Annotated in this window: 12 protein-coding genes; all 12 read right to left on the bottom strand. The window is 55.5% G+C overall.

What is annotated here, in order from left to right; translation table 11 throughout:
- Nucleotides 1–61: 61 nt before the first annotated feature.
- Nucleotides 62–502 (bottom strand): iron response transcriptional regulator IrrA, encoded by a 441-nt coding sequence (gene irrA, locus HED22_RS04880; RefSeq protein ID WP_167719729.1) that lies wholly within the window; start codon nucleotides 500–502, stop codon nucleotides 62–64.
- A 189-nt stretch (nucleotides 503–691) separates the two neighbouring features.
- Complete coding sequence (locus HED22_RS04885; protein ID WP_167720387.1) at nucleotides 692–2086, bottom strand: nitronate monooxygenase family protein; 1395 nt, start codon at nucleotides 2084–2086, stop codon at nucleotides 692–694.
- A 98-nt stretch (nucleotides 2087–2184) separates the two neighbouring features.
- Nucleotides 2185–4308, bottom strand: a complete 2124-nt coding sequence (gene pnp / locus HED22_RS04890; RefSeq protein WP_167719731.1) for a polyribonucleotide nucleotidyltransferase — start codon at nucleotides 4306–4308, stop codon at nucleotides 2185–2187.
- 210 nt (nucleotides 4309–4518) lie between these two features.
- A complete protein-coding gene (gene rpsO, locus HED22_RS04895; protein WP_062957144.1) occupies nucleotides 4519–4788 on the bottom strand; it encodes a 30S ribosomal protein S15 in 270 nt (89 codons plus the stop codon).
- Nucleotides 4789–4805: 17 nt separating this feature from the next.
- Entirely contained in the window at nucleotides 4806–5732 is a 927-nt protein-coding gene (gene truB / locus HED22_RS04900) for a tRNA pseudouridine(55) synthase TruB (RefSeq protein ID WP_167719733.1), read from the bottom strand.
- Complete coding sequence (rbfA, locus tag HED22_RS04905; RefSeq protein WP_167719735.1) at nucleotides 5732–6151, bottom strand: 30S ribosome-binding factor RbfA; 420 nt, start codon at nucleotides 6149–6151, stop codon at nucleotides 5732–5734. Before rbfA ends, truB begins: the two co-directional genes overlap by 1 nt.
- A gap of 17 nt (nucleotides 6152–6168) precedes the next feature.
- The gene (gene infB, locus HED22_RS04910) at nucleotides 6169–8841 is read right to left on the bottom strand and encodes a translation initiation factor IF-2 (RefSeq protein ID WP_167719737.1); all 2673 of its coding nucleotides are present in this window, start codon (nucleotides 8839–8841) and stop codon (nucleotides 6169–6171) included.
- A gap of 80 nt (nucleotides 8842–8921) precedes the next feature.
- The gene (locus HED22_RS04915; RefSeq protein ID WP_167719739.1) at nucleotides 8922–9512 is read right to left on the bottom strand and encodes an RNA-binding protein; all 591 of its coding nucleotides are present in this window, start codon (nucleotides 9510–9512) and stop codon (nucleotides 8922–8924) included.
- Between the two features lie 18 nt (nucleotides 9513–9530).
- Entirely contained in the window at nucleotides 9531–11087 is a 1557-nt protein-coding gene (gene nusA / locus HED22_RS04920) for a transcription termination factor NusA (RefSeq protein WP_062957139.1), read from the bottom strand.
- Between the two features lie 9 nt (nucleotides 11088–11096).
- The gene (rimP, locus tag HED22_RS04925) at nucleotides 11097–11636 is read right to left on the bottom strand and encodes a ribosome maturation factor RimP (protein WP_254869781.1); all 540 of its coding nucleotides are present in this window, start codon (nucleotides 11634–11636) and stop codon (nucleotides 11097–11099) included.
- A gap of 492 nt (nucleotides 11637–12128) precedes the next feature.
- Nucleotides 12129–12848 (bottom strand): tRNA (guanosine(46)-N(7))-methyltransferase TrmB, encoded by a 720-nt coding sequence (locus tag HED22_RS04930; RefSeq protein ID WP_167719741.1) that lies wholly within the window; start codon nucleotides 12846–12848, stop codon nucleotides 12129–12131.
- Nucleotides 12849–12991: 143 nt separating this feature from the next.
- Entirely contained in the window at nucleotides 12992–14164 is a 1173-nt protein-coding gene (gene metK / locus HED22_RS04935; RefSeq protein WP_167719743.1) for a methionine adenosyltransferase, read from the bottom strand.
- Nucleotides 14165–14268 lie beyond the last annotated feature (104 nt).

Below are 14268 nucleotides of genomic sequence, written 5' to 3' on the forward strand. Positions count from 1 at the left end.
GACGTCAGATTTCATCTGCCTGTCACCTGCGCAAAGTTACGCCAGCAACCGGCCAGTATGATCAGGCTGCGTTCTGTGCCGCCTGATTGCGACGCAGACGGAAGACCAGATCGACCGATGCCAGTTCCGTGCCGCTTGGCATGTTCGGAATGTTGGCGATCTTGACGTCACCTGCCGGAATGTCGGACAGCATGCCGTCTTCTTCGCAATAGAAATGATAATGCGGTTCGGTGTTGGTATCGAAATAGGATCGACCCGAATCAATCACGATTTCATTGAGAAGGCGCGCATCAGTGAACTGGTGCAGGGTGTTGTAAACCGTTGCCAGCGATACCTTGATATTGTTGCTCATGGCTTCGGAATGCAGCTGTTCTGCCGTGACATGGCGATGACCATCATCAAACAGCAACCGTGCCAGTGCCAGACGCTGGCGCGTCGGCCGCAGATTGGCATCCTTGAGCCGGTTAAGCGCGTTGGTATATGGACGCGATGTATGTCCCATAGTTTTGCCCCTTTGTCGTAAGCAGGCCAAAATCACAATGGCCCTGTTGAATTCTTGGAACAGACTAAAGAACCCGAACGCGTTGTTCTTTGATTTTGATCAACTATAATCGCGCGGTACAATAAAGCTAAATACAAACAAAAAGGGCCGGTAAAAACCGGCCCTTTTTTATTTGCGATAAGATCAGGATCAGTCGCCCGTCATGATACGGTCGACCAGTTCCTTGACTGTCGGAATATTGCCGTTGGCATAGAACGGATCTTCACCAAACTTGTAGGCATTGTGACCGGCAAACATCAGCTCATGTTCGACATCTGCACCATGTGCGATGTTCTGCAGCGTCTTCTGAATACAGAAGGACCGCGGATCGGCACGTTTACCGGTGGTGCCTTCATGCTGTTCCCAGTTGGAGAACTGGCATTGCGACAGGCAGCCCATGCAATCAATCTGATCTTTTTTGATGGTCAGTGCACTTTCCGGGGTGACAAACACCATGGTATCATCCGGGGTCGGCATGCCTTCTGTGTAACCGGCATCAAGCCAGCCACGGACCTTGTCGGCATCATCTTCACGCACATAGATCGGACGACCGCGACGGCCCAGCGGAATCCCGACATGCAGATCCGCCTCGGCGGTACGCGAATAGCGTACCTGACGGTCAGAGCGCTGATGCAGGTCTTCAAGGAAATCGTTGCGCACAGCCGAGCTATAGAAGCCAGTCGGGCTGAACTTGTGCAGCGAAACATCACCGTTCTGCAGGTTGGTCAGACGGGATTTCCACGCATCGGAAATCTCGCTTTCCTGGGTCAGAAGCGGTCGCGTACCAAACTGGAAGGCCACCGGGGCCACTTCGGGATTGTCGATCCAGTCTTCGAAATCGCGCAAGAACCAAACACCACCGGCCATAATGATCGGAACATCATTCAGGCCAACGGAATTCATGAATTCACGCAAGGCGGCCACGCGCGGGAACGGATCTTCTGGTACCAGCGGATCTTCGGAATTTGACAGGCCATTATGACCGCCGGCACGCCATGGATCTTCATAGACCACGCCGCCCAGCCATTCCGGGATCTTTTTATAGGACCGAAGCCACAGGGCACGAAATGCACGCGCCGATGACACGATCGGATAATAGTGGACGCCATACTGCGCTGAGATCTGCGCAATCTTGTAAGGCATGCCAGCACCACAGGTTACCCCGTGAATAAGACCTTTGGCACCTTCGAGAACACCATGGAGAATGGGTTCGGCACCGCCCATTTCCCACAAAACATTCATATGCAGCCGGCCTTCGCCACCCCGCATTTCGTGCGCAATTTGCGCCTGCGCGATCCCGCCCCGGATGCCATAGGCTACCAGTTCCTGGTGACGGTCACTGCGGGTTTTTCCAGCATATTCAATCGGGACAAGATTGCCGTTCTCGTCATAAGAATCAGCATTCACAGCGGAAAAAGTCCCGATACCACCGGCAGCAGCCCATGCGCCGGAACTTTTACCCGTCGATACAGCAACGCCTTTGCCACCTTCGATCACTGGCAAGACTTCTTTACCCGACATGACGAGCGGTTTAAGGGCTTTCAAATTCGTCTCTCCCATTCGGCATTTGCCCGCGATACCGAAGTATCGCGCAGAGTGCCGGACGACGTCGCGTTTTTATCGTCGTCCGGCATCCCGTTTGCTTATTCGGCGTCGCCTGCTTCGAGGTCAGCACCGGTTTCCTGGTCAACACGTTTCATCGACAGCTTGATTTTGCCGCGATCATCGAAACCGATGACCTTGACCTTAACCTGGTCGCCTTCTTTCACGATGTCCGAAACCTGTTTGACACGCTCAGGTGCCAGTTCGGAAATGTGAACAAGACCGTCACGCGCACCGAAGAAGTTTACGAATGCGCCGAAATCGACAGCCTTAACGACCTTACCGTCATAGATATGATTCAATTCAGGTTCTGCAACGATGGATTTGATCCAATCCACAGCCTGCTTGCCTTTGGCACCGTCGGTATGTGCGACGGTGATCGAACCATCATCTTCGATATCGACTTTTGCACCGGTTTCTTCGCAGATTTCGCGAATGACCTTGCCGCCCGAACCGATGACATCACGAATTTTGTCTTTCGGGATCGAGAACTGGGTGATGGTCGGTGCGTTGCCCGAAACTTCACCACGTGCTTCCGGCAGCGCCTTGGACATTTCGCCAAGGATATGCAGGCGGCCATCACGTGCCTGTTTCAGGGCAATCTGCATGATGTCTGCGGTCACCGAGGTGATCTTGATGTCCATCTGCAGCGAGGTGATGCCGTTTTCGGTACCAGCAACCTTGAAGTCCATGTCACCAAGGTGATCTTCGTCACCCATGATGTCAGACAGAACCGCAAAGTCGTCGGCTTCCTTGATCAGGCCCATGGCGATACCCGCAACCGGGCGTGCCAGCGGAACACCGGCATCCATCATAGCAAGCGAGCTTGCGCAAACGGTTGCCATCGAGGACGAACCGTTCGATTCGGTCACTTCCGAAACAATACGGGTGGTGTACGGGAAGGCATCCTTGCCCGGCATCAACGGATGCAGAGCGCGCCATGCCAGTTTACCGTGACCGATTTCACGACGTCCCGGCGAGCCCATGCGGCCAGCTTCACCAACCGAGTAAGGCGGGAAGTTGTAATGCAGCATGAAGCTTTCACGGTATTCACCGTCAAGCGCATCGACGATCTGCTCGTCCTGGCCGGTACCAAGGGTAACAACTGCCAGCGCCTGGGTTTCACCGCGGGTAAAGATCGAGGAACCGTGCGAACGCGGCAGAACCGAGACTTCGCCCATGATCGGACGAACGTCAGCGCCGGTACGGCCATCAATACGCTTGCCGGTTTTCAGGATCGCACCGCGAACGATGTCTTTTTCCAGATCCTTGATGATCGAGGAAACCTTGCCTTTGAGTTCATCGGGAACTTCATCACCAAGTTTTTCAACGATTTCAGCTTTCGCAGCCGAAACAGCAGCCGAACGCTCCTGCTTGACAACATGTGCATAAGCAGCGGTCAGCGCGTCGGTGCCAAGACCAGCGATTTTTTCGACCAGCGCATCATAGCCATCCGGAAGACCGGCAACTTCACGCGGCTCTTTGGCAGCTTCTTCAGCCAGATCAATGATCAGGTCGAGAACGCCCTGGAACTGGTCGTGACCGAATTTAACTGCACCGAGCATGATGTCTTCGGAGAGTTCGGAAGCTTCGGATTCAACCATCATCACGCCGTCGCGGGTACCGGCAACAACAAGATCAAGGTCGCTTTCCTTGACCGCTTCGGTCGACGGGTTCAGCAGGTATTCACCATCTTTGTAACCAACGCGCGCTGCACCGATCGGGCCAAGGAACGGCAGACCGGAAATGGTCAGCGCCGCCGAGGTACCAATCATCGCAACCACGTCCGGATCGTTTTCCATGTCGTGCGACAGAACGGTACAAACGATCTGGGTGTCATTGCGGTATTGCGGATGGAACAGCGGGCGGATCGGACGGTCGATCAGACGTGAAACAAGGGTTTCTTTTTCAGACGGACGGCCTTCGCGCTTGAAGAAACCACCCGGGATTTTGCCAGCGGCAAATGCTTTTTCCTGGTAGTTAACCGTCAGCGGGAAAAAGTCGACATCCGGGCGCGGCTGTTTGGCGCCAACAGCAGTACACAGGACAACGGTTTCACCGTAGGTGACCTTGACGGCACCATCTGCCTGGCGGGCAATTTTACCGGTTTCGAGAACCAGCTTGGCATTGCCCCACTGCATTTCCTTACGGACGACATTAAACATTATTTTCTCTTCCTCTTACAAACCTCTGGCGGACCCGAAAGTGTACACGAGTTCCGAACACATTACTCATGAGGCTTGCATGACAGCGTCATGAGTAATGGGTCCGGCGTAAGCATTGGGTCGGCCCATCCGACCCTGCTTCTCGTGTTCCGATCCACCGGAACAATAAAAAAAACGACGGCGGAGGTCACCCTCCGCCGCAGTTCGATATCAGCGGCGAATACCGAGGCGTTCGATAACGCTCTCGTAACGCGACTGGTCTTTGCGCTGCAGGTACTTCAGCAGGCGGCGACGCTGACCGACCATCATCAGAAGACCACGACGGCTATGGAAGTCGTGGTTATGTTCTTTCATGTGCTCGGTAAGGTTCTTGATCCGTTCGGTCAGGATAGCAACCTGGACTTCGGGGGAACCGGTGTCACCGTCTTTCTGAGCGTATTCCTTGATCAGCTCAGCTTTGCGTTCAGCAGTAATCGACATCAGGCATCCTTTCGCCTTTAGAGATTAAAAACACGCACAGGTCGAATTTCGCCACCATTGATCTCAGCCAACGCTACCGCGCGGTCATCGAGCATGGCACAGACGATTTCGTCCTGCACGACTGGGTTTTCAAGGGCATTGCGCTTTGCCACCGGCAAAAGCCCGACAGGCTGGCCAGAGGAAAGGCGTTGCGCCTCGACTTCGGTCAGGGCCAGCGCCGGGATGTCGTCCAGCGCGGTCTCAACCGGAAGCAGTTTCTTCATCACCTCTTCGGGGTCCATATCCAGCAGATCCTGCAGGGGAATGGCGTTCCCTTCCGAAAATGGCCCCGCCGATGTCCGGCGCAGCGCGGCGATATAGCCGACAGTGCCAAGGCGCAGCGCGATATCGCGCGCCAAAGATCGCATATACGCACCTTTGCCCGACACAACGTCGAGCACGGCGTGATCGCGATCTGGCATGTCGACCAGTCGAAGATCCTTGATCAGAATCGGACGTGGCTGCAACACCACATCTTCATCGCGGCGCGCAAGATCATAGGCACGCTTGCCATTGACCTTGATCGCCGAAAACTTTGGCGGCACTTGCTGGATTTCACCGATGAATTCACCCAGCACGGCCTTTATATCGTCTTCAGTCGGACGATGCTCAGAGGTTTCAATCACCTCGCCTTCGGCATCATCCGTACTGCGCGCTTCGCCGAATTTCAACGTTACGCGATAACTCTTGCTGCCATCCATGACATAGGCAACCGTTTTGGTTGCTTCGCCAAAGGCAATCGGCAGAACACCAGACGCCAGCGGGTCAAGCGTCCCGCCATGTCCGGCCTTGTTGGCATCCAGCAAACGACGCACCTGATTGACCACAGTCGATGACGTGATCTCCAGGGGCTTGTCGACCGCCAGCCAGCCATTAATGCTTTTACCGCGACGGCGACGCGCCATCAGTCGTCCTCATCTTCCGGGTCACCCGACCGGTCATCCACAAGATCCTGCGCGACATGCGGGTCGCGAAGGAGGGCACCCATATGGTCAGCGACATCAAAACTCTTGTCTTCGACAAATCGCAATGCAGGCACGTATTTCATATGAACCGTGTGGGCCACATGATTGCGCAGGTGTCCTTTCTGACGCATCAACGCCTTCATCGACGTTTCCGCTTCCCCGCCGCCAAGCGGGGTGAAGGATACCATTGCATTGCGCATATCCGGGGAAAGATTGACACCCGTGATGGTTACCGGGCGCCGGGTCAGTTCCGGATCGTAAATGTCTCCGCGCTCCAATGCCTGCGACAGCGCATGACGGATTTCTTCCGCCACACGGAGCTGTCGCTGACTTGGTGCTTTCGCCGGTTGCTTCGCCATTTCAGTTCCTCACCGTCTTACAGTTCGACGGCAATTTCCTCGTTCTCGAAGCACTCGATGACATCACCAGCCTGGATATCGTTGTATTTGGCAAACGACATACCGCACTCATACCCCTCGCGGACTTCCTTGACTTCGTCCTTGAAGCGACGGAGCGTCGAAAGTTCGCCAGAGTGAATAACGACGTCGTCGCGCAGCAGGCGTACACCGGCACCCCGTTTGACGATACCCTCGGTGACCATGCAACCGGCAATCTTGTTGCCAGAGATGGTGAAGATGTCGCGGATTTCTGCGTAACCCAGGAATTTCTCGCGAACTTCCGGGGAAAGCATACCCGACAGCATCTTTTTGATGTCATCAGCAACATCGTAGATGATCGAATAGTAACGAATATCAACGTTGTCACGGCGCGACTGTTCACGGGCCTGCTGGTTGGCACGCACGTTAAAGCCGATGATCAGGGCATTCGATGCCCGCGCCAGCGTCACGTCGGATTCATTGATACCACCCACGCCACTATGCAGAACGCGGACCGAGACTTCCTCGTTACCAAGCTTCTGCAAGGTGCCGATAAGGGCTTCGACAGAACCCTGCACGTCGCCCTTGATGACGATCGGGAGTTCTTTGACTTCACCGCTCTGCGAGAACATGTTCTCGAGCGCGGATTTCTTCATCGCAGCTGCCTGGGTTTCACGAATACGGCGCTGACGGAAGTCGGAAACTTCTCGCGCCTTGGCTTCGTTTTCAACAACCACGAAGTCATCACCGGCAGACGGAACACCGTTCAAACCAGTCACCTCGACCGGCATACCCGGGATGGCTTCGGCAACGCGGTTGCCGTGATCATCGATCAGGGCACGGACACGACCCCATTCCGGGCCGGTGACAAAAATATCACCAGTGCGCAGCGTGCCGCGCTGAACCAGAACGGTTGCGACCGGACCGCGGCCTTTTTCCATGCGGGCTTCGACAACAACACCATCAGCAACACGTTCCGGGTTGGCTTTAAGATCAAGCACCTCGGACTGCAGCAGGATGGCTTCTTCCAGTTCGGTCAGGCCGAGACGCTGTTTGGCGGAAACTTCAACCGCCTGAACGTCACCGCCCATCTCTTCGACCACAACTTCATGCTGAAGCAGTTCGGTTTTCACCTTGTTGGCATTCGCGCCCGGCTTGTCGATCTTGTTGATCGCAATGATCATCGGAACGTCGGCAGCCTTGGCGTGGTTGATTGCCTCGATGGTTTGCGGCATGACCGAGTCATCGGCTGCAACAACCAGAACCACGATATCGGTAACCTGTGCACCGCGCGAACGCATTTCGGTAAATGCGGCGTGGCCCGGGGTATCGATAAAGGTGATTTTCGAACCTGTTGCCATGGTGACCTGATAGGCACCGATATGCTGGGTAATACCACCAGCTTCGCCGCCAGCCACGTCGGTAGAACGCAGGGCATCAAGCAACGAGGTTTTACCATGGTCAACGTGGCCCATGACGGTCACAACCGGCGGACGACCAACCAGCTGTGCTTCATTGTCATCGGCACTGACCAGTGCTTCTTCAACGTCGGCGTCGGAAACACGGCGCATATTGTGACCAAATTCTTCGACCACAAGCTGTGCGGTGTCAGGATCAAGGCTCTGGTTGATGGTCGCCATAACGCCCATGCTCATCAGGGTCTTGATAACGTCTGCCGCACGTTCAGCCATACGGTTGGCGAGTTCCTGGACAGTAATAACGTCCGGGATAACCACATCACGCACGACTTTTTCCTTTGGTTTCTGCGGGCCTTGGGCGCGCGCTTTTGCTTTGGCCTGCTGGCGCTTGATCGATGCCATGGAACGACGGCGACCACCTTCGTCACCGCTCATTGCATTATTGATCGAAAGCTTGCCACGACGACGGCCATCGTCGCCCTTGCCGCGCGCTGCACGGCCGGCCTCTTCTTCGGCGCGCTTGCGCGCGGCCACACGAGCGTTTTCCTCGTCAATTTCCTTGCGGCTTTTGGACTTGGCGTCAGCCGGGGCAGCACGACGACGTTCCTCGGGGACCAGCGGCTCTGCCGGTTCACCCTGCATGACGTTTTCTTCTGCCTTCGGTTTTCCAGCCGGTTTCGGCTTGGAGGTCTTGCCCTTGGCGGTCGACGCTGCAAGCTGCTGTTCGACCTCTTCTACAGACGGGGAGTCGCCTTTGGACGCAGCCGGTGCTTCATCCTGTTTGGCTTCTTCAGCCGCCTTGGATTTTGCCTCTTCTGCCTTGCGGGCGTCTTCCTCAGCCTTGCGTGCAGCTTCTTCACGCGCACGAACTTCGGCGTCCGCTTCTTCCTGCTTGCGGCGCTCTTCAGCAGCCTTCAAAGCAGCCATACGGGCAGCACGTTCGCTATCGGTCAGGTTACCGTGATCATCAACGGTCTGACGCGATTTCGGCTCTTCAACCGGCTCTTTCTTGACTTCCGGCTCCGACTTTTCTGCTGCCGGTGCCTGCTCTTCAACGAGATCCTTCTTCACTTCACGGAAGCGACCGGATTCGTTCTTTTCGAATGTACGCTTCTTGCGCACTTCGACGGTCACAGATTTTGACCGTCCATGCGAGAAGTTCTGGCGAACCTGCCCGGCCTCGATCGTCTTGCTCAATTCAAGCTTCGATCTGTTGAGGCTCAGCGGTTTCTTCTCCTGTTCGCGATCACTCATAATCCGTCCAACTTCCTCATTTCCTGCGGGATCGGGCACATCTGCCGATCCTGTCCTGTCCGTCTGGCGCTGGTCTGATTTCAGACAGCGCGAAATCCTTCAAGCCGCTTGCACGAAAGACCCAACCGCTTGGCAAGGCCTCCTGGCGCAACGGCCACATGTACTGCTTTTTCGCGACCAAAAGCCGCGCCGATTTCAGCAGCATCCAGAACGGAATAAATCGGCAGATCCCGGGCCTTGGCCTCGATCTTGGATTTTCCGTCTGCGGCACCATCGCGTGCCGCCAATATCAAGGCTGCGCCCTCGGCAATCTGGGCACGGGCCTTTTCAAATCCTGCAACAGCCTGTCCGGCACGTCGCGCCAGCGACAACAGATCGATACATTTGCGCGTCAGCAATTCTTCGATCCGGTCTGCAAGTGCGGTGTCGACCACGACTTTTTGCCGGGCCGCCCGGGCAAAGGCGTTCTTTGCACAGGCGGTATTTATCACATCCCGCGACGGGCACAACCATAATCCCCGTCCCGGCAGCCGTTCCTCAAGGTCGGGAACAACCGAACCATCCGGCCCGATTACAACCCTGAGAAGATCTTCCTTGTTCCGGACTTCGCCGGTGACAATGCACCGGCGTTCCGGAACCTCGGCTACCTTGCCGCCTTTACGATGCGACATGGCATCCTCCGATCAGGCTTAAGCCTCTTCGCCTTCAGCAGTTTCTTCGGTCTCTTCTTCAAGACCATCGAACCAGCCAAGCTTGCGACGGGCTTCCATGATCATGTCGTTGGCCTGATCCATGGTCATGGTATCAGCATCCCCGACATATTCGATCAGCTCGTCACTGGCGAGATCAGCAAAGTCTTCAAGGTTTTTGACATCGTTTTCGCCAAGGCGAACAACAACAGCCAGCGACAGACCCGGGAATTCTACCAGATCATCGGCAACCTTGAGCTCTTCACGACGCTTCTGAAGACGCTCTGCCTCTTCGGAAAGGAAGGTACGTGCGCGGTTGCGCAGTTCTTCGGCGATTTCCTCTTCGAAACCTTCGATCTCGGCCAGTTCTGCCAGCGGTACATAACCGACTTCCTCGATCGAGGTGAAGCCTTCGGCCACGAGGAGATGGGCGATAACTTCGTCAACATCAAGGGCCTTGATGAACATTTCCGCACGCTTGCGTGCTTCTTCCTGACGACGTTCGCTTTCGTCTTCCTCGGTCAGAATGTCGATATCCCAACCAGTCAGCTGGGAAGCCAGACGTACGTTCTGACCACGGCGGCCAATGGCAAGGCTCAGCTGATCGTCCGGAACGACGACTTCGATACGGTTGGTTTCTTCATCAATAACAACCTTGGTGACTTCGGCCGGGGCCAGAGCATTCACAACAAAGGTCGCCGGATCTTCCGACCACTGAATGATGTCGATTTTTTCACCCTGAAGTTCGGCAACAACGGCCTGAACACGCGAACCGCGCATACCGACGCAGGCGCCAACCGGGTCAATCGAGTTGTCCGAAGACAGAACCGAGATTTTCGCGCGCGAACCCGGATCACGGGCAACGGACTTGATTTCGATGATGCCGTCGTAAATTTCCGGAACTTCCTGGGCAAACAGTTTTGCCATGAAGGTCGGGTGGGTACGCGACAGGAAGATCTGCGGGCCACGCTGTTCACGACGCACATCAAGGATCAGGGCACGCACCCGGTCACCCTGACGAACGGTTTCGCGCGGGATCAGTTCTTCACGGCGCAGAATGGCTTCGGCACGACCGATATCAACAAGAACGTTGCCAAACTCGACACGTTTGACGACACCGTTGATGACTTCGTCCGCGCGGTCCTTGTATTCCTCGAACTGGCGTTCGCGCTCTGCATCGCGCACTTTCTGCACGATGACCTGCTTTGCGGTCTGGGCAGCGATACGGCCAAAATCAATCGGCGGCAGCGGATCAACCAGGAATTCACCAAGATTGATGTTCTCGTCACGGATACGTGCCTGTTCGAGCGACATCTGGGTGAAATCGTTTTCGATTTCATCGGTGACTTCGATGTAACGGGCGAGTTTGATCTCGCCGGTTTTACGGTCGATATGGGCACGAATGTCGTGTTCATGGCCATATCTGGAACGGCCAGCCTTCTGGATGGCCTGTTCCATAGCACCGAGAACCTCGTCACGATCAATGCCCTTTTCACGGGCAACGGCATCTGCGACCTGCAAAAGTTCCGGCCGCGGCATTCCCGAAGTTGCTTCCATATCCAACCTCTATTCTGCGTTATCGTCAGTCCGGCGATCACCGGTGACGTGCGCGATCAATTCATCTGTCAGCACCAATTTCGCTTTTGCGATATCGGCCAACGGCAACAAGACACGTTCGCCATCCACAATCAGGGCGACCGCATTATCTTCAATCCCATCCAGCAGACCGCTGAAACGGCGACGGCCATTAACAGCCATCACCAGTTCGACCTTTGCCTCGAATCCCTTCCACGCGTCAAAATGCGTGGCACGGGTCAGCGGGCGGTCGATACCCGGGGAACTGACTTCAAGGTGATAGGCACCCGAAATCGGATCCTCGACATCCATAAGGGCGGAAACGGTACGGCTGATCTCGGCGCAATCTTCAACATTGATGCTGCCTTTGGCATCCGGACGATCCGCCATGATCTGCAGGATATTGTGATCCTGACCTGTCATCGAAACCCGAACCAGTTCAAAGCCCAGCGCGTTGATTGACGGCTCGATAATCTCAGCGATTTTCGCCATCAACGGGTCTTTCAACTGTTGTCCAATCAGCTCAGCCATAAAGCGATGCCATACCCCAAAAAGCACAAAAGAGCGGGCGCAAGGCCCACTCTTTGTCAGAATTTACAAAAAGCTTGGCGGCTTTATACAGCCGGTTTGCGCAGAAATCAAGTGAGGATACCGGCACACAACGGCATTCAACCCAAGGATTCCGCGCGTATCCGCAAACGGGGTACCATCACCAGTCTTCTGCCATGAGCAGGAAACAAATCCGACGAAACCGGGACGCTTGCCGCCAAACCGGCAAACGCCTGCAGTGCCTTGGTTTTCCGCTTCTGTGACACACCGCACACGATTGCGTTTTCAGCACAGTTCTTTGCCAAACCCCAATGAGCTGCTCTCACACCATATCTTCATCAAACAATAAAGTCGACGCACCTGCGATATGCTGGAATCGCAGCACAGCCCTGATCCTGTCTGATCCGGGCGAAAAAGGTCATCAGACCAAGCGACTCCCGACACAGGGACATGACCTGCCTTCCCAAAAGAGCCTTACGACTGGCGCGGCTTGCGGTGGAATCGCAGATAAGTGCACTTCTTGCCCTGACGCAGCGCCTTTTGCTCATACCGGGTTTTTACCCAATCGCTTGGCGGCGTGCGCCAGTCTTCCGGGCCGTCGGCCAACCATTCAAAATCGGGATGGTTGTGCATATGCTGCAAGGTCCAGGAAATATACTGCATATCATCGCTGGCAACCCGGAACTCCGCGCCATCTTTCAGAAGGCGGGCAAGCAATGCCAGGTTCTTGGGTCCGATAAAGCGGCGTTCCGCGTGACGTTTCTTTGGCCACGGATCGGGAAACAGCAAAAAGGCCCGATCAAAACAGGCATCGACGAGCTTATAGAGCAGCGGGCGCGAATCATCGGCAATCACACGCACATTGCTCAGATTTCTCTCATCAAGATGGCGCAGCAGGCTACCAACCCCGTCCATAAACGGTTCGGCTCCGATGATCCCGACTTCAGGCTTTGCTTCTGCCTGACCGGCCAGATGCTCTCCGCCACCAAAGCCGATCTCAAGCCAAAGCTGGTCGGGCTTTGCGCCGAAATAGCTGTTGGGATCGACCCCATCCTGATCCGGATAGGTGATACCGATTTCAGGCAGCATCGCATCCACAAGGGCCTTGCGAGACTCCTTGAGCGGACGGCTGCCGCGACGGCCATAGAAATTCGGTCGATCAGCGGTCGGAATCGGGCGGTCTTTGTTGCGCATGGTCGTTTCTGTCGATCAGGGTCGGAATTACGGGTCGGGTCGTTTGAAAATCAAAACGGGCGGCCCGAGTTTTCCGGGCCGCCCGCCTCATATCACGTCATGCAATTTTGGCAAATCGCACTTTTTAGCGCACTTTTCGCCAATCAGGCACCGAATGCCGATTTCAGGTCACCGACCAGATCAGTGCGTTCCCAAGAGAAGCCACCATCGTCAGTCGGCTGACGGCCAAAGTGGCCATAAGCAGAAGACGGCGTGTAGATCGGACGGCAAAGTGAAAGATGCTCACGAATACCACGCGGGCTGAGATCCATCAGCTGACGCAAAACATCGCCGAGCTTCAGTTCGTCAACATTGCCAGTTTCATGGTTGTTAACGTAAAGCGCGAGCGGCTTGGACACGCCAATCGCATAGGCAAGCTGAATGGTGCATTTTTCGGCAAGGCCGGCCGCAACAACGTTCTTCGCAAGATAGCGCGCCGCATATGCAGCCGAACGGTCAACCTTGGTCGGATCTTTGCCCGAAAACGCGCCACCACCATGCGGGGCCGCACCACCATAGGTGTCAACGATGATCTTACGACCCGTAAGGCCGGCATCACCATCAGGACCACCAATCACGAAACGCCCCGTCGGGTTGATGTAGATTTCATCAGCCGGCGGCATCCAACCTTGCGGAAGGGCTGCTTCGATATAGGGCATGACCAGCTCGTGAACATCGCGCTGCGACAAACCATCAGCATGCTGGGTCGACACAACGACCGAGGTCGCTGCAACCGGTTTGCCAGCCGCGTAGCGGAGCGTCACCTGGCTTTTGGCATCCGGGCCGAACTGCGGAACCTTGCCGGAGTGGCGGTCAGCAGCCATAGCGCGCAAAATACGATGTGAAAACTGGATCGGTGCCGGCATCAGTTCATCGGTTTCGTTACACGCGTAACCAAACATGATGCCCTGGTCACCTGCGCCAAGGTCTTTTTCACCAGCAGAATCGACACCCTGTGCGATGTCTACAGACTGTTCATGCACGTGGCACTCGATTTCGGCCGTCTTCCAGTGGAAGCCTTCCTGCTCATAACCGATGTCACGAATAGCCTGGCGGGCTTTTTCGATCATGACGTCTTTGGTCACGCTTTCAGGGCCACGTACTTCGCCTGCCAGGACCACACGGTTGGTGGTGGCAAGGGTTTCGACGGCAACGCGCGAATCTTCATCCGCAGCAAGAAAAGCATCAACGATGGAATCGGAAATGCGGTCACAGACTTTGTCCGGATGACCTTCCGAAACAGATTCACTGGTAAATAGATAATCGGAAAGAGACATATAAGACCTTCTCCGGTAATGGGTTTCCAAAACTGGACCGGAGGGCTCCCGATACAAGGACTGTATCGATAGCGCCCACTTAGCCTTTTTTTGTGTGGTGGCAA

Source organism: Thalassospira sp. HF15, assembly GCF_011806525.1.
Lineage (GTDB): Bacteria > Pseudomonadota > Alphaproteobacteria > Rhodospirillales > Thalassospiraceae > Thalassospira.